Source organism: Vibrio rotiferianus (genome assembly GCF_002214395.1).
Lineage (GTDB): Bacteria > Pseudomonadota > Gammaproteobacteria > Enterobacterales > Vibrionaceae > Vibrio > Vibrio rotiferianus.
Genome location: NZ_CP018312.1, coordinates 394,111 through 413,693 on the forward strand (window position 1 = coordinate 394,111; position 19,583 = coordinate 413,693).

Genomic DNA, 19,583 nt, shown 5'->3' on the forward strand with positions numbered 1-19,583 from the left:
TCATTCGTCCTATTTATTCGGTGTTCAAAGGTGTTATGGCAATAGTAGTGCGAGTTGCGCTTAGCTACAAACGGCGAGTTCAAACTCAACGTCTTGAGTACAAGCTTGACCACTTTCAAATGATATAAATTTAATCGCGAAGCGGTTCTTGTGTCCTGAAATCATCGGATAGACACCGTATTCCATAGGAATATGCAGACGTAGAATATTCGCATCTTCAGCGTCACTTTGGAAAAAGCCTGCACGAGCTATCTGTGCTTTGAAGTGGCCAGTTTCACGAGTGAGCTTCAACCATAGAGATAGAGCATCAGATAAAGGCTTTAAACTTGATTGCCATTGATTCGCATCATGCTTTTTTCGTTCTATTGGGAGGTGTAACCAATAATGCAGAGCTGGAAGATCAAAGCAGCATGAGCCACCAGGTAAATTAAACCTCTGGCGGATTGAGCTTAAAAAACGATCTTCTTTTAAGGATTGACCAAAACGTTCAGCACGCATGAGATGTTCATGAATAGTGTCTATCTCTTTTAGAAGAGCACTAAGCGCCTCTTGATCGACGCCATCTACATTTAACCAATTTCGATAAGCGAGACGTTGTTTCTCAAGATCTTTTGCCAGCTCACTTTTCAATTGAATTTGCTCAAAGATCTCGAGCATATCGAATATCGAACGAAAGAAAAGTTGATATTGATGGTTGTCGGTAAAACCAGAGGCTAAGTGAGCCTGACGCAGCAAAGACTCAACTCTTAAATAGATGCGAGTTTTCTCATTTAAAGGATGTTCAAATTTGTGCGTGGTCATCAACTTAAGCCCTATCGAATTTCATTTCCTATTTTCGCAGATTTTTCTTACACATGGCTAGGTACTTTTCGTGCAAATCTGTGATTTGAAGCAAAAGTTCAGGGTCATTTGGGTTATTCTTAACCACATCATCAGCTAGAGCGAGTCGTTGCTCTCGAGATGCTTGCGAAGCCACGATCGCTTTTGCTTGCTCTTCGCTAACGTTATCTCGCTTCACTGTTCTGGATATTTGAGTTTGAGGTTCTACATCAACAACAAGGACGAGATCACATAAGCTATCCAACTTATTCTCTACTAATAAAGGAACCACCAAAAGCGCATAGTCCGATGTAACTTGCTCTAGGTCTTCGATCATCTTTTCACTGATCATTGGATGTAATAAGCCATTGAGCCAAGCTTTTTCCTCGGGATGAGAGAAAATTCTTTCTCTTAGCTTTGCTCTATCAAGAGTTTGATCATCGTGAACAATATCAGTACCAAAGTGCTCGATAATGGCGTTGAGGCCAGGAGTATTTGGTTCCACAACTTCACGAGCTACGATATCGGCATCGACAATGTCAATCTTGAATTGTTGCTTGAATAGGTTTGCCACGGTGGTTTTGCCACTTGCAATACCGCCAGTTAGGCCAATAACAAAAGCCATTTACACTCCTAGAATTGACGTAAAGTACCAGTTAAGGATTTGATTGCCCCAAATTAGGCTTACCCAACCCGCGATTGCAAGGTAAGGACCAAAAGGAAAGGCTTTTTCGATGCCTTGCTTCTGCAAACGCAATTGAATAAGACCAAAGATGACGCCTACCACTGATGAAAGCAAAATGATCATTGGCAAAGATTGCCAACCTAACCAAGCTCCTAATGCTGCAAGTAGTTTAAAATCACCGTAGCCCATACCTTCTTTGCCAGTTAGCAGTTTGAATGCCCAGTAAACACTCCAGAGGCAGAGGTAACCCGCCATAGCTCCAATAACGGCGTCTTGCAGGCTAACAGGGCTTATACCCACGAGAGCAAGTGCAATACCTGCCCACATTAATGGCAGCGTGAGTTGATCCGGCAACAACATCGTATCTAGGTCGATGAATGTGGCGGCTATCAGTACAAAGGTAAAGAAAATAAGGGCCGCAGTGAAGTAGCTAAAACCGAAATGAAAGGCGATAAAACCCGAACAAAACGCAGTAAGCAGTTCGACAAGAGGGTAGCGAGCACTAATAGAAGACTGGCAGTTGTGGCATTTACCTCTGAGTAATAGCCAACTGATCACAGGGATGTTGTCTCTGATGCGAATGTGTGTACCACATTGCTGACAAGATGAACGCGGCACACTTAGCGTTAACGTCTCTTTTGGTGGCTCGATCTTGTATTCAGGAAATGACTCAGCGCACTCGCGTCGCCATTCTAGTTCCATGATTTTGGGTAGTCGATAAATAACAACGTTGAGGAAGCTGCCTACGATCAAACCAAAAATCGTGGCAAATACAACGAATAGCCATGGGTAGTACTGGAATACTTCCATATCTTTCTCTTGCGCGATGAATCAAATAGCAAAGTGCTGTTTTGATGGGATTAATTGCTAAAGGATCATTCTATCCCAATACGCTCATCAAGTTAAAGATTGGTAAGTACATTGCTGTGACTAAACCTCCAACGACAACACCAAGAAAAACAATAATTAAGGGCTCTAGGATCTTACTTAAGTTATCGACTGTATTGTCGACCTCAAACTCGTAAATAGTAGCGACTTTATTGAGCATATCGTCCAAGCGACCGGATTCTTCTCCAATCATAACCATTTGCAAAACTAATTCAGGAAACACATTGCAATTTCGCATCGCGATATAAACAGGCATCCCTGCAGCAGTATTGCGATAAACCTCTTCTATCGCGAGTTGGTAGTGTAAGTTCCCCGATGTTTTCGAAGTGGTTTTTAAGCTCGTGAGTATTGGTATTCCTGAACTAAAACTGGTGGCGAGGGTTCGGCTAAACTTTGCTATAGCGGCTTTAGATAAGACCCCACCTAAGACTGGTAGTTTGAGAACATTTTTTGCGAGGACTAACCGAAACGAATCAGAACGTTTAGCTAAAAAACGACTGGATAGAACGACGGCTATGCAGCCTGATAGTATAAAAGGCCCCCAAATTTGCATCCATGAGGATAAGTTAAGGACTTGTTTGGTGAACCAAGGGAGATCGGCTCCGAACCCAACAAACATTTTTTCAAATTCAGGAATAACCTGGGTCAGCATCAGGTATGAAACTGCTAGAGCAACGAAGATAACCATTACAGGGTAGATAAGTGCTTTAATCACTTTCGCTTTTAGTTGTTCGCTTTTTTCTCGGTAAGTGGCTAGGCGTTCAAAAACCTGCGATAAGTTACCAGATTGTTCTCCTGTGGATATTAGGTCAGTATAAAGCGGATCAAAGTGATGGCTGGCAAGGCGCATGGCTTTGGATATTGGCGTTCCTGCTTCAACGGCTTTGCTAATACTGATAAGAACGGATTTCATCTCTGCTTTACGGTGGTTTTCCGAAACCAGTTTTAATGCCGGAACAATAGGAACACCAGTGGCGAGCATTGTTGCGATTTGCCGAGTGAAAATAGTGATGTCCTTTGCTTTGACTTTATGACTAAGCTTGGTAACCAAGGAAATATTAGATTTCTTTAGCTTTCTGATTTTAATATGTTGTGCTATCAAGCGCTCTCTAACTTCTTGTTCTGTTAAAGCAAGAAGTTGACCTGATGTTTGCTTTCCAGAGCTGTTGATGCCTTTCCAACGAAAGTTTCTAAGATTCGGTTGTTTGGTTTTCATCTGGTCTTTTTACTCACAAAAATAGAACTCGCTGTAGTTCGTTTAGGCTGGTTATGCCTTGCTTCAACTTTGCTATGCCTGACATTTTTAGCGTATGCATTCCATTTTTTACTGCGAGTTTCTCGAGTTGGGAGCTAGTTATTCCGTTAGCGACCGCTTGAATGAGTGGTTCATCAAAGATCATAACTTCATAAATGCCAGTTCTGCCAAAATATCCATTGTTACACTCGCTACAACCTCTTGTATTTGCTTCATAAATTACTTCATCCGTAATTCCTATATCTAGCAGTTGTTGGTTTGAGCTATTTGTGATTTTTTTACAATGATTGCAGAGCTTACGAGCTAACCTCTGAGCAATCACTAAGCTCAGTGAAGAAGACAAGTTATAGTTGGTGATGCCCATATTACTCAAGCGAGTGACAGTTTCTGCGGCAGAGTTGGTATGCAAGGTGGACAGCACTAAATGGCCAGTTTGAGAGGCCTTCATTGCTATTTCTGCGGTCTCAATATCTCGAATTTCTCCAACCATAACGATGTCAGGGTCTTGTCTTAAAAATGAGCGTAGGGCTTCTGCAAATGTGAATCCTATTTTTGGCTGGATTTGAACTTGGTTGATACCTAGTAAGTTGATTTCGATAGGATCTTCAGCGGTAGATATATTCACTTCTGGTTGATTTAAAATGTTTAAGCCAGCATAAAGAGAGACGGTTTTGCCACTTCCGGTTGGTCCCGTCATCAATATCATGCCCTGGGGGCGGCTGAGAGCTTGTAGGTATGCCTGTTTCTGTGCCTCGCTGTAGCCTAGATGGTCAATGGCTAATGATGCCGAACTGTTATCGAGTAACCTTAAAACGATCTTCTCTCCGAATAAGGTCGGAAGTGTCGAAACTCGCATATCAATAGCGGTATCGTTGTTAAGTTTTAGCTTAATTCGACCATCTTGAGGTAAGCGTCTTTCAGCAATATCGAGCTTGGATAGGATTTTTAGTCGAGCGGATAAGCGACGACTAAGGTGACTTGGAGGTTGTTGTACTTCCATGAGAATACCATCACATCGAAGCCTCACTCGGTAAATGCTTTCATAAGGCTCAAAGTGAATGTCCGACGCCCCTTTCCGTACAGCATCTAGAAGGATTTGGTTGATATAACGACTGACAGGTGAGCTATCTTGGCTTAAATCTTCAATCGTATCTAGTTCATTGTCATCCAGTTCAACGAGGTTGATGAGTTCGTCTTGGTTGATATCTCTCGGACTTGCATGCTCTTGAGAAAGGGCTTTGCCATATACTCTTCTAATCGATGATTGCAATATGTGCCAGTCCACTAAAACAAGTTCGATTTGCAACCCCGTGGCAAATCGGAAATCTTCCTCTACTTGTAAATTCGTTGGGTCTGCGATGGCTAACAGAAGTGTTGAGTTTGAGCGCTTTAAAGGCAGTGCATTATGGAGAGTAATGAGTTCCCGCTGGTTTAACTGTGAACATATTGAGTGGTAGTCATAATTATCTATACTGACGACCCTTAGCCCAAATATATTGGCTAATGTTTCACTCAGTTCTTGCGGTGAAAATAGCTTCAAACGAGTAAGAGCCTCAGGCAACTCAATGCCTAAGGACTCTGTTTCTTTAGCTATAGACGCCTGCTGCGCTGGAGTCAATAATCCGGCCTTGCTAAGAGCGCTAACTAAACTTGCTTGCATAGCTTATAGCGTAGCGTCTTTTGTGCAGGACTTAGGCAGTAGAGGAGCATCTAAGGTTGATTTACAAGTCCATGTACCGCCTGAAGCTCTAACCAATGCAATTTTTGCGCTATTTACGTCAGGGCTGTTTCCTGTCGATGCAAAGGTAAGCAATAGTTGACCTTTTGCTTTCACGAAACGAATTGTACCGTTACCTGGTTGAATAACACCCAGGTCTGTCGGCTTTTGACCTGCAGTGGTGCCATCTGGGAATGCCCCATTGGTGACAACATAATCTTCAACGTTAGTTCTGATCGAAGTAATGGTAGCTAAGCCAGAACCTAGCTCGGACTTGGCGACATAATTTTGATATTGAGGAATTGCGATTGCGGCGAGTACTCCAATGACAGCCACAACAATCATTAATTCGATCAGTGTAAAGCCTTTCTGTATTTTTCGTTTGGTTACGTTCATGTGTGATTCCTTTTATTCCAGATGCACCTTGCATGGCGGGAAGACTAAAAAGAACAGGGGTGGCTTAAAATACAATGAGTCTATAGATTCGAGTCGCTTAGGTATCTTTCACTTGTTGTTACATTTTGCTTACATTCTTTTGCGATGAATTTTGAGCTTAGAAATAAAAAGAGGAGCCTAAGCTCCTCTCCATATTAGTCATTTTTTAGTGACGAATTTTACGTTCGTTACTTGAAGCGCATCGAAAGATCCATCGCTTTTAGGTGCTTAGTCAAAGCGCCTACAGAGATGTAATCTACGCCGGTTTCTGCGTATTCAGCGATGGTTTCTAGTGTCACGTTGCCAGAGTTTTCTAACGCGGCACGGCCAGCGTTGATAGCAACTGCTTCACGCATCATATCTGTAGTGAAGTTGTCTAGCATGATGATGTCTGCACCCGCTTCGATCGCTTGTTTTAGCTCGTCCAAGCTTTCCGTTTCAACCTCAACAGGCTTACCTGGGTTCAATGCTTTCGCGGTAGTGATCGCTTGAGTAATACCGCCACATGCAATGATGTGGTTTTCTTTAATAAGGTATGCATCGAACACACCGATACGATGGTTGAAACCACCGCCACAAGCTACTGCGTATTTAAGCGCGCTACGTAGGCCAGGAATCGTTTTACGAGTATCTAATAGACGGCATTCAGTGTGAGCAATTTTCTCTGCATACTCAGCGGTAATGGTCGCGCAACCTGAAAGGGTTTGAATAAAGTTCATTGCGTTGCGCTCGCCAGTGAGCAAATCACGAGCAGGGCCAGTTAGGGTACAAAGCGTTTGGTTCGGTTCTACCTTGTCGCCATCTTTTACATGCCACTCGATGGTCACTTTGCTACCCAGTTGTTTGAATACTTCATCTGCCCAAGCTTGACCACAGAACACACCGTGTTCACGAGTGATGATGGTTGCAGTGTTAATAGCGTCAGCGGGGATAAGCGATGCGGTGATGTCTTTGTCTGCATCCAATACGCCACCTAGGTCTTCTTTTAGGGTATCGGCTACGGCACGAGTGATTTCTATTGGAAGCTGTTGCTTAAGGTATTCTAGGCGTTCTTGGCTGTTGTGTGTGTTCTTCATCGCAAATCTTGTCTTGAAAGGGAGATGGCAACGAATGATACTCTCCGGTGTCAATAATTTCAGCAGTTAATTTGCAAAGTAGAGAGGTTGATATGTGCCTAAAAATCGAGAATGGTTGGTTGACGAAGGCAAAGCACGTTCCATCGCCATTTTTTGATGCTCGTTCAGACAAAGAAGACATCTCTCTGCTGGTGGTTCATAACATCAGTTTACCGCCGGGGCAATTTGGTGGTCCTTACATCGAGGACTTCTTTACAGGCAGTCTTGATCCCAGCGCCCATCCATTTTTTGAGGTAATTCACAAAATGGGCGTTTCGGCACATTGTTTAATTAAGCGCGATGGCGAGATTGTTCAGTTTGTTTCTTTTTTAGACCGAGCATGGCATGCCGGGCAATCCAGCTTTGCTGGCCGTGAACGTTGTAACGATTATTCCATTGGAGTTGAACTCGAAGGCACCGAGTTTATTGCCTATACCGAAGAACAATATCAATCACTTACTGCTTTGACCCAAGCTGTCATGCATTCCTACCCAAAAATTACTTTACCGAGAATTACGGGGCATCAGTATATCGCTCCCTTGAGAAAAGCCGATCCTGGTCTAAGCTTTGACTGGGTCAAGTTCCGGCGCCAGATAAAACGCTAATTTGTAGCGAAAGTGTAAATTCAAAAAACAGAAACAAATAAGGCATACACTCAAGTATGCCTTTTTTCGATACAAGAAATATGAGCACTTGTTAAAAGTTAACTACATTTTGAGTGCTAAAACGCAATCTTGGTGGATAAGTAAACGAAATTTTTTGTCATTTTTTGTATTTCTTTACCAAAAACACTAGCACGCATACTCCCCAACTGTTTTGTTTATGTAATTGGTCATACCAATTTTATTGCTGTTTTAATGGGCGATTGTTATCAAAGTGTTGGTTGTAGGTCTGTTCTATGATTTAGGTCAATTTTTGGCTGGACAGTAACGTTTTAATTATGTTAATTTCTGCACCAACTTAAAATTGGTATTACCAATTACCTGCAAGAGTAGAAGAACAATAAATTATGGCTTATCAAAGGATTCGTCAGCCAAAGCTCTCTGATGTTATTGAACAAGAGCTAGAAAGGTTGATTGTGGAAGGAACACTCTCTCCGGGGCAGCAGTTGCCACCAGAGCGCGAACTCGCTAAGCAGTTCGATGTGTCTCGTCCATCTGTCCGTGAAGCCATTCAGCGTTTAGAAGCAAAACGTCTGCTTACTCGTCGTCAAGGCGGTGGCACATTCGTTAGCGAAAACATCTGGAAAAGCTTTTCAGATCCTTTATTGAACTTATTGTCAACTCACTCCGAAACGCAGTTAGACCTACTTGAATCGCGTCATGCGATGGAAGGCATTTCAGCGTACTTTGCAGCATTACGTGGTACCGATGAGGATTTTGCTCGTATTCAGGCATGCTTGAATCAAATCAGTGAAGAGCAAAAAGGCGATAACGTTGAGGCAGAAGCTGCTGCGGTTATGCAGTTTCTGATTGCTTTGACCGAAGCGGCACACAATGTCGTCCTGCTTCATATTGTTCGTAGTCTTGCCCCTTTGCTTGAGCAAAATGTTTTACAGAATCTAAAGCTCTTACATCGCCGCGATGAAGTGGTCGATAAAGTAAGTAAACACAGAGCTAATATCGTGGATGCGATTGTTTCTGGTCAGCCTGAAAAGGCACGTGAAATGTCTCACTCACATTTAGCTTATATTGAAGAAACATTGTTGGATTTGACTCGAGAAGAGTCTCGACGAGAGCGTTCTCTGCGTCGAATTCAGCAAGGTAACGATTCTTAACACAAGAACCGCTTACTTAAATAAGTAGATCCAACCAACAGAAGGATAGATCGCCATGTCTGACATGAAGCATGACGTAGATGCACTGGAAACTCAAGATTGGCTACAAGCCCTTGAATCCGTTGTTCGTGAAGAAGGTGTAGAACGTGCACAGTTTCTACTAGAAACCGTTCTAGAAAAAGCACGTCTAGACGGCGTTGATATGCCAACTGGCATCAACACAAACTACATCAACACTATTCCAGCTGCACAAGAGCCAGCTTACCCTGGTGATGTAACTCTTGAGCGTCGTATTCGTTCGATTATTCGCTGGAACGCAATCATGATCGTATTGCGTGCTTCTAAGAAAGACCTAGACCTTGGTGGTCACATGGCTTCTTACCAGTCAGCAGCAGCGTTCTACGAAGTTTGTTTCAACCACTTCTTCCGTGCTCCAAACGAGACGGACGGTGGCGATCTAGTTTACTACCAAGGTCACATTTCACCGGGTATCTACTCTCGTGCATTCGTTGAAGGCCGTCTAACTGAAGAGCAGCTAGACAACTTCCGTCAAGAAGTAGACGGTAAAGGCGTACCTTCATACCCGCACCCTAAACTAATGCCTGAGTTCTGGCAGTTCCCAACAGTATCTATGGGTCTTGGTCCAATCTCTGCTATTTACCAAGCGCGTTTCCTTAAGTACCTAAACGGCCGTGGCCTGAAAGATACTTCTGCTCAACGTGTATACGCTTTCCTAGGCGACGGTGAGATGGATGAGCCAGAATCACGTGGTGCTATCTCTTTCGCTGCGCGTGAGAAGCTAGACAACCTATGTTTCCTAATCAACTGTAACCTACAGCGTCTAGACGGCCCTGTAATGGGTAACGGTAAGATCATTCAAGAGCTTGAAGGTCTGTTTAAAGGTGCTGGTTGGAACGTAGTTAAAGTTATCTGGGGCAACAACTGGGATGCACTACTAGCTAAAGATACGACTGGTAAGCTACTACAGCTTATGAACGAGACGATCGATGGCGACTACCAAACATTCAAATCTAAAGATGGCGCATACGTACGTGAGCACTTCTTTGGTAAGTACCCAGAAACAGCTGCACTAGTTGCAGACATGACTGACGACCAAATCTTCGAATTGAAGCGCGGTGGTCACGATTCTTCTAAGCTGTTTGCTGCATTTAACAATGCAAAAGAAACAAGCGGCAAGCCAACAGTAATCCTAGCTAAGACTGTTAAAGGTTACGGCATGGGCGAAGCGGCTGAAGGTAAGAACATCGCTCACGGTGTTAAGAAGATGGACATGACTCACGTACAATACCTACGTGATCGTCTAGGTCTACAAGACATTCTTTCTGATGAGAAAGTGGCTGAGCTTCCATACCTGAAACTGGAAGAAGGTTCTGCTGAGTACGAATACTTGCATGCTCGTCGTAAAGCTCTGAAAGGTTACACGCCACAGCGTCTACCTAACTTCACACAAGAGTTCAAAGTACCAGAACTAGAAGAGTTCGCTCCTCTACTAGGTGCTCAGAAGCGTGAAATATCAACAACTATGGCTTACGTACGTACGTTGAACATTCTGCTTAAAGACAAGAACATCGGTAAGAACATTGTTCCTATCATCTGTGATGAAGCGCGTACGTTCGGTATGGAAGGTCTATTCCGTCAAGTGGGTATCTACAACCCAGACGGTCAAGAATACACACCGGAAGATAAAGGCATCGTTTCTTACTACAAAGAAGCAACATCAGGCCAAGTTCTTCAAGAAGGTATCAACGAACTAGGTTCAATGGCATCTTGGGTTGCTGCTGCTACTTCTTACAGCACAAACGATCTGCCAATGATCCCGTTCTACATCTACTACTCAATGTTCGGTTTCCAACGTATTGGTGACATGGCATGGCTAGCAGGTGACCAACAAGCTCGTGGCTTCCTACTAGGTGCTACAGCTGGTCGTACAACACTGAACGGTGAAGGTCTACAGCACGAAGATGGTCACTCGCACATTCAAGCGAACACTATCCCGAACTGTATCTCTTACGACCCAACATTCGCTTACGAGCTGGCAGTAATCATGCAAGATGGTATCCGTCGTATGTACGGTCCTGAGCAAGAAAACATTTACTACTACCTAACAGTAATGAATGAAAACTACGCAATGCCAGCAATGCCAGAAGGCGCTGAAGAAGGCATCCGTAAAGGTATCTACAAGCTTGAGTCTCACGAAGGTGCTAAGGGTAAAGTTCAGCTAATGAGCTCTGGTACTATCATGAACGAAGTACGTAAAGCAGCGACTATCCTAAGCGAAGAGTACGGCGTAGCATCTGACGTGTTCTCTGTAACTTCATTCAACGAGCTAACTCGTGATGGTCAAAATGCAGAGCGTTACAACATGCTTCACCCAGAAGCTGAAGCGAAAGTACCTTACATCACTACTGTTCTTGGTAACGAACCAGCAATCGCTGCGACGGATTACATGAAGAACTACGCTGAGCAAGTACGTGCATTCATGCCTACTGAGTCTTACAAAGTTCTTGGTACTGACGGTTTCGGTCGCTCAGACAGCCGTGAGAACCTACGTCGTCACTTCGAAGTTAATGCAGGCTACGTGGTAGTTGCAGCACTAACTGAACTAGCGAAACGTGGTGATGTTGAGAAGTCTGTTGTTGCTGAAGCAATTGCTAAGTTCAACATCGACACTGAAAAAACAAACCCACTTTACGCTTAATACAGCGCTTAACTAGAAGGTAAATAAGCAATGGCAATCGAAATTAATGTACCTGACATCGGTGCGGATGAGGTTGAAGTTACTGAGATTCTTGTAAGCGTTGGCGACAAGGTTGAAGAAGAACAGTCTCTGATCACTGTTGAAGGCGACAAAGCTTCTATGGAAGTTCCAGCGTCTCAAGCAGGTATCGTTAAAGAAATCAAAGTAGCAGAAGGTGATTCTGTTACGACTGGTTCTCTTATCATGATTTTCGAAGCCGAGGGTGCAGCTGACGCTGCACCTGCTCCTGCGGCGGAAGCGGCTCCAGCAGCAGCTCCAGCTCCAGCAGCAGCGGCCCCAGTTACAAACGAGCTTAAAGAAGTTCACGTTCCTGATATCGGTGGCGACGAAGTAGAAGTTACTGAGATCATGGTAAAAGTTGGCGATGCAGTAGAAGAAGAGCAATCACTTCTAACTGTAGAAGGCGACAAAGCTTCTATGGAAGTACCAGCACCATTCGCAGGTACGGTTAAAGAGATCAAGATTGCTGAAGGTGATTCAGTAACAACTGGCTCTCTTGTGATGGTATTTGAAGTAGCAGGCTCTGGTGCACCAGTAGCAGCTGCTCCTGCAGTTGAAGCGGCTCCAGCAGCAGCTCCTGCGGCATCCGGAGCGCCGGCCGCAGCCGAAAAAGAAGTTAACGTTCCAGATATCGGTGGTGACGAAGTAGAAGTTACTGAGATCATGGTTAAAGTTGGCGATACAGTAGAAGAAGAGCAATCTCTAATCACTGTTGAAGGCGACAAAGCTTCTATGGAAGTACCAGCACCATTCGCAGGTACAGTTAAAGAGATCAAGATTGCTGAAGGCGACAAAGTAACGACTGGCTCTCTAATTATGACTTTCGTTGTTGAAGGTGCAGCACCTGCTCCTGCGGCGGCTCCAGCTCAAGCGGTAGCACCTGCTCCAGCATCAGCTCCTACACCAAAAGCTGAAGCTCCAGCGGCGGCACCTGCAGCGAACGATTTCCAAGAGAACAATGACTACGCACACGCATCTCCAGTTGTTCGTCGTCTTGCTCGCGAATTCGGTGTTAACCTATCTAAGGTTAAAGGTACTGGTCGTAAGAGCCGTATCCTAAAAGAAGACGTTCAAGCTTACGTTAAAGATGCACTTAAGCGTCTTGAGTCTGGTGCTGCGGCATCTGGTAAAGGCGGTGACGGTTCAGCTCTTGGTCTACTACCTTGGCCAAAAGTTGACTTCAGCAAGTTTGGTGAGACTGAAGTTCAGAAACTTTCTAAGATCAAGAAGATCTCAGGTGCTAACCTACACCGTAACTGGGTAATGATCCCTCACGTTACACAGTGGGACAACGCTGACATCACTGAGCTAGAAGCATTCCGTAAAGAACAGAACGCAATCGAAGCGAAGAAAGATACTGGCATGAAGATCACTCCACTTGTGTTCATCATGAAAGCGGTAGCGAAAGCACTAGAAGCGTTCCCAGCGTTTAACTCTTCTCTATCTGAAGATGGCGAAAGCATCATTCTTAAGAAGTACGTGAACGTAGGTATTGCGGTAGATACGCCAAACGGTCTAGTTGTTCCTGTATTTAAAGACGTGAACAAGAAAGGCATCTACGAGCTGTCTGAAGAGCTAATGGCTGTATCTAAGAAAGCACGTGCTGGTAAGCTAACTGCAGCTGACATGCAAGGCGGTTGTTTCACAATCTCTAGCCTTGGTGGTATCGGCGGTACGGCATTTACGCCAATCGTAAACGCTCCAGAAGTAGGTATCCTAGGTGTATCTAAGTCTGAAATGAAGCCAGTGTGGAACGGCAAAGAGTTCGAACCACGCCTACAACTTCCACTGTCTCTATCATACGACCACCGTGTGATTGATGGTGCAGAAGGTGCACGCTTCATTACTTTCCTAAACGGTGCTCTATCAGACATTCGTCGCCTAGTACTGTAATTTAGAAAGTAATAGTTAAGGTGGCTTTCGGGTCACCTTACTTCTTTATATAAAAGACTATTTTTAGACGACAATTTCTAATATCGTTCAGAATCTGAAAGATGAATTGTTGTCTAGCTCACAGGCTAACTTAAAGCTGCTTTCACACTGTTAACATCTCTGTAAAATATTGATCGTTTGAAAGCCTAATAATTTAAGAACATCTACTCAGCCTGTTAGGGATAATGACTACAAGAGGTCACAATGAGCAAAGAAATTAAAGCCCAAGTTGTTGTACTTGGTTCTGGTCCTGCTGGTTACTCAGCTGCATTCCGTTGTGCGGACTTAGGTCTAGAAACAGTACTAGTTGAACGTTACAGCACTCTTGGCGGTGTGTGTCTAAACGTTGGTTGTATTCCATCTAAAGCACTTCTTCACGTTTCAAAAGTTATCGAAGAAGCAAAAGCGATGGCTGAGCACGGTGTTGTGTTTGGCGAACCACAAACAGACATCAGCAAAATCCGTATCTGGAAAGAGAAAGTTGTAAACCAACTGACTGGCGGTCTTAGCGGTATGGCTAAGATGCGTAACGTTACTGTAGTAAACGGCTACGGTAAGTTCACAAGCCCTAACTCTATCCTTGTAGAAGGTGAAGGCGAAGCAACAACAGTTAACTTCGACAACGCTATCATTGCTGCAGGTTCTCGCCCAATCAAACTGCCATTCATCCCGCACGAAGATCCACGTATTTGGGATTCAACGGATGCACTAGAGCTAAAAGAAGTACCAGAAAAACTGCTTATCATGGGCGGTGGTATCATCGGTCTAGAAATGGGTACGGTTTACCACTCTCTAGGTTCTAAAGTAGACGTAGTAGAGATGTTTGACCAAGTTATCCCTGCTGCAGATAAAGACATCGTTAAAGTCTTCACTAAGCGCATTAAAGACAAGTTCAAGCTAATGCTTGAGACTAAAGTAACAGCAGTTGAAGCGAAAGAAGACGGTATCTACGTTTCAATGGAAGGCAAAAAAGCACCAGCAGAAGCTGAGCGCTACGATGCCGTTCTTGTTGCTATCGGTCGTGTACCAAACGGTGCACTTATCGATGCTGAAAAAGCGGGTATTGAAGTGGACGAGCGTGGCTTTATCAACGTTGATAAGCAAATGCGTACTAACGTTCCTCACATCCACGCGATCGGCGACGTAGTTGGCCAACCAATGCTTGCTCACAAAGGTGTGCATGAAGGCCACGTAGCGGCAGAAGTTATCTCTGGTAAGAAGCACTACTTCGATCCTAAAGTTATTCCTTCAATTGCTTACACTGAGCCAGAAGTAGCATGGGTTGGTAAGACTGAGAAAGAAGCGAAAGCGGAAGGCATCAACTACGAAGTGGCAACATTCCCATGGGCAGCATCAGGTCGTGCAATCGCATCTGACTGTGCAGACGGTATGACTAAGCTAATCTTCGATAAAGAAACTCACCGCGTAATTGGTGGTGCTATCGTTGGTACTAACGGTGGCGAACTGCTTGGTGAAATCGGTCTGGCTATCGAGATGGGTTGTGATGCAGAAGATATTGCACTAACTATCCACGCTCACCCAACTCTACATGAGTCTGTAGGTCTAGCTGCTGAAGTATTTGAAGGTTCAATCACTGACCTTCCAAACAAAAAAGCAGTTAAAAAGAAAAAGTAACTTTTTCTTAGCTACTCGCTAATGTTTTTAGAAACCGCTGATTCGTCAGCGGTTTTTTATTGGAAGAAAAGAACGCTACGTTTGGAGGTTCGGGAGTGCTCCGCTTTAGGAATCGAGAGCTGGTTGTGGGAAGGCTAATGAAAGAGGGTCGGCTCTAAAGGAGTTGACTTGTTTCAAGAAAGACAAATTATTATCGCTTATCGCTTATCGCTTATCGCTTATCGCTTATCAAAAACAAAAAAGGCCAATACCTAAGTATCAGCCTTTGATTTAATCAAATTCGCGTTTCAGCTTAATGGTCGCGGTTGTAGATGCAAAGCATATCTAGGTAAGAATTAACTAAGCTAGCTAGTTCAGATTCACTCTTAGAACGATTTGCTTGCACAAATAAAGAGTAACAGATGCCATGGAAGAGGTTTGCCAAGTGCTCTGGTTCATGCTCAGAACATACTTCACCACGTTCGATTGCCTTAATGAACATGTTTTGCACTAGCAGTTGGTTGGTACGGTTTGTAGTTACAAAAAGTGGCCATACTTCATCACGTGTTGAAGCACTCCACTCAAACCATACTTTCAGCCAGTGGCAATCTTGGCTTACTAGCTCAATCATTGCATTAGTGATGTTGGCGATGTTCTCACGAGCATGAATGTCTAAGTCAATATTATCAGACAAAAAGTTAGAGAACTGACGAACAACGTGGTTCAGAACTTCATCCACCAAATCTTCGCGAGTCGGGAAGTAGTTAAATACAGTCGCAACAGAAACTTGAGCGATCTCGGCAATATCCGCATGACCACCACGGCCAATGCCGCGACGAGCAAATACTTCTAGAGCGATTTCCATCAGTTGTTGTTTACGTTTAAGAGGCGAAAGCCTAGTACGAGGCCTCTTTGCAATTGAGTCCATATTAAATATCCTTGCCATTTGAGTTGATTATTTCGCGTTTAATACGCTTATATTTAATTATTCTAATGATTGCTTAAAGCTTGATGAGTGTAATGGTGCATATTATTAAGGTCAATATGCAATCAGAAAATTATCGATAGGAATGTCATTACTGTGGCGTTTTTCATCAACTGCTTGTGAAAACTTAGATGTAGGTCTAAAAATTTCTTGGTGGTGAAGAGCGCTTTTATCGCTCTACTCGTGGTGTTACACTACGCTGCGTAAAAAGGTGATCGTTTGCGTACGACCAACCTCAACTCACAAGAATATTGAGCACAGTATGAAACATACAGTAGAAGTTATGATTTCTGAGCAAGAAGTTCAGGAACGTATTCGCGAATTAGGCAAGCAAATTACAGAACGTTACCAAGGCAGTGAAGATCTAGTTTTGGTTGGTTTGCTTCGTGGTTCATTTGTATTTATGGCGGATCTGGCGCGTGCAATTGATCTGACTCATCAAGTGGACTTTATGACTGCCTCTAGCTACGGTAACACGATGGAAAGCTCTCGTGATGTGCGTATCCTTAAAGATCTAGATGATGACATCAAAGGTAAAGATGTCCTGATCGTTGAAGACATCATTGATACGGGTAATACGCTGAACAAGATCCGTGAGATTCTTTCTCTACGTGAACCAAAGTCGATTGCTATCTGTACGCTGCTAGACAAGCCATCACGTCGTGAAGTTGAAGTGCCAGTTGATTACGTTGGCTTTGCGATTCCAGACGAGTTTGTGGTTGGTGTGGGTATCGACTACGCTCAAAAATACCGCCACCTACCGTTCATTGGTAAAGTGGTACCACAAGAGTAATCATTACTCTTACTAGAAGAATACAAAAACGCCCGTTAAGAAATTAACGGGCGTTTTCTTTTATTTGGTTCGGCTGATACTTTTTAACTCAGCGACAAAGCAATTTGTTGTCTGAGTTAAGAATGGTTGAGAGCGCTTTTTGGTAAGAGGCTTCAACGGTCTCTTTTGAGTTTGAACGAATACCTAAATATTCAAGGCGACCATCTTCAATCCCGTACACCACGCCATGAATTTCTACATCCTGACCACGTTCCCAAGCATTTTGCATAATGGTCGAGTTACCCAGGTTGTAGACTTGTTCTGCTACGTTGATTTCACCAAGTTTATCCGCGCGGTCTTCGACAGGCATTTGGTCTAGATAAGTTCGGTGTTTAAAGTAGAGATCTCGGATGTGAAGGAGCCAGTTATTGATAAGACCAAGTTGAGGGTTGTCGATAGCTGCGTTAACGCCACCACAGCCATAGTGGCCGCAAACAATAATATGTTTTACTTTTAATACATCGACCGCATATTGCACAACCGAAAGGCAGTTTAGGTCGGTATGGATCACTTGATTCGCTACATTTCGGTGAACAAAAAGCTCGCCAGAAAAAAGTCCGGTTAATCGTTCTGCAGGTACACGACTATCAGAACATCCAATCCAAAGAAAATCAGGCTTCTGACCTTCCGCTAGCTTTGCAAAATATTCTGGACGATCAGATTTAATTTCTTCCGACCATTTCGAGTTATTTTCGAATAATTGTTTAATTTCCGGCATCTGGCAATCTACTTCCCTAATAATTCAAAAAGCTCATCGCTCAAGCTTGCTTATAAAGCGATCAGCGCTGTAACTATACACAATGTTACAATTTCGATCCCGTTAAATATCCATCAAAGATGACTCATCTGACGAGTTCTCGCCGTTAAAATCATAAAATATGCAGTCATCATTCATTAAACGAATGAGCTTACTAGTTACATGGTTATATTTGGTTTTTTTCTACATCGAAATATTTGATAGATTGATGGCATTTTGTCTTTTTTATGCAGGGAGCAAATTCAATGTTCGGTAGTCGCTTTAAGGATATCAACTTGAAAGGGGATCTGTTTGGTGGTGTAACAACAGCCATCATTTCACTTCCTCTTGCGTTAGCCTTTGGTGTAGCGTCGGGTGCAGGCGCGGAAGCGGGGCTGTGGGGAGCGATCATGGTGGGGCTTTTTGCTTCGCTGTTTGGTGGCTCGAATACCCTGATTTCTGAACCAACCGGTCCAATGACGGTGATCATGACCGCGGTACTGACTAGCATGATGGCTAAGTATCCAGAAACGGGCATGGCCATGACCTTCACCGTTGTCATGATGGCGGGGGCGTTCCAAGTTGTTCTCGGTACATTGAAGCTAGGTAAGTACATCACATTAATGCCTTATAGTGTGATATCAGGCTTTATGTCCGGTATCGGTGTGATTCTGATTATCTTGCAGTTATCACCTTTATTAGGCCATGCTGCCCCTTCCGGTGGGGTTATCGGGACGCTTTCTGCGTTACCAGACACGATTTCAAACCTGAAGTTTAGTGAGCTATTTTTGGGCTTGCTGACGTTAGGTATCTTATTCTTTTTCCCAAAACACTATCGTAAATACGTTCCCGCTCAGCTAGTGGCTCTTGTTGCCGTCACGCTGCTTTCTGTCATTTTATTTGACGCAGAAGACATTCGCCGTATTGGTGAAATTCCGGCAGGCTTACCATCTTTGGTTGTGCCGCATATCGATCCTGCTATGTTCACGGAGATGGTCATTGATGCTTTGGTACTGGGTACGCTTGGTTGTATTGATACCTTATTGACGGCCGTTATTGGTGACTCTCTGACGCGTAAAGAGCATGATTCAGATAAGGAATTACGTGGCCAAGGTTTAGCAAACATGATTTCTGGTCTGTTTGGCGCGCTGCCTGGAGCTGGTGCCACCATGGGCACAGTAACCAATATCCAAGTTGGCGCACGCTCGCCATTATCTGGAGTGATTCGTGCGTTGATCCTTGCGCTGGTGGTTTTGGTTGCAAGCGGGTTGACTGAGCCAATCCCAATGGCAGTGCTCGCGGGTATCGCGGTGTACGTTGGTTTCAACATTCTTGATTGGAGCTTCATTCAACGTGCCCATAAAGTCAGCTTTCCTGGTATGGCAGTCATGTATGGCGTGATGTTCCTAACGGTGTTCGTCGATTTGATTGTTGCGGTCGGTCTTGGTGTGTTTATTTCTAACATCATCATTATTGAGCGTTTAAGCCGCGAGCAAGCTCGCCAAGTGAAGGCAATCAGTGATGCGGATGAAGACGATGTGCCGCTAACAGACAGTGAGCGAGGCATACTAGATAGAGCGAATGGCAAAGTGTTGTTCTTCTATCTTTCGGGGCCAATGATCTTCAGCGTATCGAAAGCCATTTCTCGTCAGCATTCGAGTATCTCTGACTATGAAGTGATGATCCTCGATCTTACTGATGTACCTATGATTGATGTGACGGTAGGTCTGGCGCTAGAAAACGCGATTAAAGATGCTCTAGATGCAAACTGTGCAGTTTACCTACTGTGTCCAAATCAACGTACTCGTGAACAGTTAGAGAAGTTCCACGTGATAGATTTAGTTCCTGATGAAAACACCTACAAGTTCCGTTACGAAGCATTGAATGCGGCGATAAAGCATGTAGAAACAGATGAGCATCAAATGCTAACCATGTAGTCTAAGTGGTTTACTTAAAAGCGCTACCAGAGAGATTTGGTGGCGCTTTTTCGTATATAGAGTTAAGGAAACTTATA

General features: G+C 43.9%; 16 protein-coding genes. 7 read left to right on the plus strand and 9 right to left on the minus strand.

Annotated features, from left to right (window positions below):
• Positions 1-60: 60 nt before the first annotated feature.
• From zapD to nadC, 7 genes are all read right to left on the minus strand, one after another.
• Positions 61-801, minus strand: a complete 741-nt coding sequence (gene zapD / locus BSZ04_RS10980; RefSeq protein WP_045393845.1) for a cell division protein ZapD — start codon at positions 799-801, stop codon at positions 61-63.
• 28 nt (positions 802-829) lie between these two features.
• On the minus strand, positions 830-1,444 hold the full coding sequence (coaE, locus tag BSZ04_RS10985; RefSeq protein WP_088880389.1) for a dephospho-CoA kinase: 615 nt from the start codon (positions 1,442-1,444) through the stop codon (positions 830-832).
• Entirely contained in the window at positions 1,445-2,314 is an 870-nt protein-coding gene (locus BSZ04_RS10990; protein WP_010450189.1) for a prepilin peptidase, read from the minus strand.
• A 70-nt stretch (positions 2,315-2,384) separates the two neighbouring features.
• A complete protein-coding gene (locus BSZ04_RS10995; RefSeq protein ID WP_088880390.1) occupies positions 2,385-3,608 on the minus strand; it encodes a type II secretion system F family protein in 1,224 nt (407 codons plus the stop codon).
• Positions 3,609-3,621: 13 nt separating this feature from the next.
• Positions 3,622-5,307 (minus strand): type IV-A pilus assembly ATPase PilB, encoded by a 1,686-nt coding sequence (gene pilB, locus BSZ04_RS11000; RefSeq protein WP_088880391.1) that lies wholly within the window; start codon positions 5,305-5,307, stop codon positions 3,622-3,624.
• A 3-nt stretch (positions 5,308-5,310) separates the two neighbouring features.
• The gene (locus BSZ04_RS11005; protein ID WP_088880392.1) at positions 5,311-5,760 is read right to left on the minus strand and encodes a pilin; all 450 of its coding nucleotides are present in this window, start codon (positions 5,758-5,760) and stop codon (positions 5,311-5,313) included.
• A 227-nt stretch (positions 5,761-5,987) separates the two neighbouring features.
• A complete protein-coding gene (nadC, locus tag BSZ04_RS11010; protein ID WP_088880393.1) occupies positions 5,988-6,875 on the minus strand; it encodes a carboxylating nicotinate-nucleotide diphosphorylase in 888 nt (295 codons plus the stop codon).
• 92 nt (positions 6,876-6,967) lie between these two features.
• Here nadC and ampD point away from each other — a divergent pair, with 92 nt between their 5' ends.
• The 5 genes from ampD (at position 6,968) to lpdA (ending at position 15,037) form a co-directional block, all read left to right on the plus strand.
• Positions 6,968-7,519: a 1,6-anhydro-N-acetylmuramyl-L-alanine amidase AmpD gene (gene ampD, locus BSZ04_RS11015; RefSeq protein WP_038885735.1), complete on the plus strand. Its 552-nt coding sequence runs from the start codon at positions 6,968-6,970 to the stop codon at positions 7,517-7,519.
• Between the two features lie 404 nt (positions 7,520-7,923).
• Complete coding sequence (pdhR, locus tag BSZ04_RS11020) at positions 7,924-8,691, plus strand: pyruvate dehydrogenase complex transcriptional repressor PdhR (protein WP_005446261.1); 768 nt, start codon at positions 7,924-7,926, stop codon at positions 8,689-8,691.
• Between the two features lie 55 nt (positions 8,692-8,746).
• Positions 8,747-11,410, plus strand: coding sequence for a pyruvate dehydrogenase (acetyl-transferring), homodimeric type (gene aceE / locus BSZ04_RS11025; RefSeq protein WP_010450177.1), 2,664 nt, complete (start codon positions 8,747-8,749; stop codon positions 11,408-11,410).
• A gap of 30 nt (positions 11,411-11,440) precedes the next feature.
• On the plus strand, positions 11,441-13,363 hold the full coding sequence (aceF, locus tag BSZ04_RS11030; RefSeq protein WP_088880394.1) for a pyruvate dehydrogenase complex dihydrolipoyllysine-residue acetyltransferase: 1,923 nt from the start codon (positions 11,441-11,443) through the stop codon (positions 13,361-13,363).
• Positions 13,364-13,606: 243 nt separating this feature from the next.
• Positions 13,607-15,037, plus strand: coding sequence for a dihydrolipoyl dehydrogenase (gene lpdA, locus BSZ04_RS11035; protein ID WP_005438019.1), 1,431 nt, complete (start codon positions 13,607-13,609; stop codon positions 15,035-15,037).
• A gap of 292 nt (positions 15,038-15,329) precedes the next feature.
• On the opposite strand, the gene BSZ04_RS11040 is transcribed toward lpdA, so the two are convergent.
• Positions 15,330-15,944: a LuxR/HapR/OpaR family quorum-sensing transcriptional regulator gene (locus BSZ04_RS11040; protein ID WP_010450170.1), complete on the minus strand. Its 615-nt coding sequence runs from the start codon at positions 15,942-15,944 to the stop codon at positions 15,330-15,332.
• 319 nt (positions 15,945-16,263) lie between these two features.
• Here BSZ04_RS11040 and hpt point away from each other — a divergent pair, with 319 nt between their 5' ends.
• A complete protein-coding gene (gene hpt, locus BSZ04_RS11045; protein WP_010450168.1) occupies positions 16,264-16,794 on the plus strand; it encodes a hypoxanthine phosphoribosyltransferase in 531 nt (176 codons plus the stop codon).
• Between the two features lie 88 nt (positions 16,795-16,882).
• Here the strand turns inward: hpt and can are convergent, their stop codons facing one another.
• Positions 16,883-17,551 carry a carbonate dehydratase gene (gene can / locus BSZ04_RS11050; RefSeq protein ID WP_010450166.1) on the minus strand — a complete coding sequence of 223 codons (669 nt, stop codon included), beginning with the start codon at positions 17,549-17,551 and terminating at the stop codon, positions 16,883-16,885.
• Positions 17,552-17,835: 284 nt separating this feature from the next.
• On the opposite strand from can, the gene BSZ04_RS11055 reads away from it, so the two are divergent.
• Entirely contained in the window at positions 17,836-19,506 is a 1,671-nt protein-coding gene (locus BSZ04_RS11055; protein WP_088880395.1) for a SulP family inorganic anion transporter, read from the plus strand.
• Positions 19,507-19,583: the final 77 nt, after the last annotated feature.

Excerpts from the sequence above, each read along its gene's own strand:
- BSZ04_RS11005 (WP_088880392.1), bottom strand. The coding sequence starts at position 5,760 with ATGAACGTAACCAAACGAAAAATACAGAAAGGCTTTACACTGATCGAA.
- can (WP_010450166.1), bottom strand. The coding sequence starts at position 17,551 with ATGCCGGAAATTAAACAATTATTCGAAAATAACTCGAAATGGTCGGAA.
- aceF (WP_088880394.1), top strand. The coding sequence starts at position 11,441 with ATGGCAATCGAAATTAATGTACCTGACATCGGTGCGGATGAGGTTGAA.
- pilB (WP_088880391.1), bottom strand. The coding sequence starts at position 5,307 with ATGCAAGCAAGTTTAGTTAGCGCTCTTAGCAAGGCCGGATTATTGACT.
- BSZ04_RS10990 (WP_010450189.1), bottom strand. The coding sequence starts at position 2,314 with ATGGAAGTATTCCAGTACTACCCATGGCTATTCGTTGTATTTGCCACG.
- ampD (WP_038885735.1), top strand. The coding sequence starts at position 6,968 with ATGTGCCTAAAAATCGAGAATGGTTGGTTGACGAAGGCAAAGCACGTT.
- BSZ04_RS10995 (WP_088880390.1), bottom strand. The coding sequence starts at position 3,608 with ATGAAAACCAAACAACCGAATCTTAGAAACTTTCGTTGGAAAGGCATC.
- BSZ04_RS11040 (WP_010450170.1), bottom strand. The coding sequence starts at position 15,944 with ATGGACTCAATTGCAAAGAGGCCTCGTACTAGGCTTTCGCCTCTTAAA.
- coaE (WP_088880389.1), bottom strand. The coding sequence starts at position 1,444 with ATGGCTTTTGTTATTGGCCTAACTGGCGGTATTGCAAGTGGCAAAACC.
- zapD (WP_045393845.1), bottom strand. The coding sequence starts at position 801 with ATGACCACGCACAAATTTGAACATCCTTTAAATGAGAAAACTCGCATC.
- BSZ04_RS11055 (WP_088880395.1), top strand. The coding sequence starts at position 17,836 with ATGTTCGGTAGTCGCTTTAAGGATATCAACTTGAAAGGGGATCTGTTT.
- hpt (WP_010450168.1), top strand. The coding sequence starts at position 16,264 with ATGAAACATACAGTAGAAGTTATGATTTCTGAGCAAGAAGTTCAGGAA.
- lpdA (WP_005438019.1), top strand. The coding sequence starts at position 13,607 with ATGAGCAAAGAAATTAAAGCCCAAGTTGTTGTACTTGGTTCTGGTCCT.
- nadC (WP_088880393.1), bottom strand. The coding sequence starts at position 6,875 with ATGAAGAACACACACAACAGCCAAGAACGCCTAGAATACCTTAAGCAA.
- pdhR (WP_005446261.1), top strand. The coding sequence starts at position 7,924 with ATGGCTTATCAAAGGATTCGTCAGCCAAAGCTCTCTGATGTTATTGAA.
- aceE (WP_010450177.1), top strand. The coding sequence starts at position 8,747 with ATGTCTGACATGAAGCATGACGTAGATGCACTGGAAACTCAAGATTGG.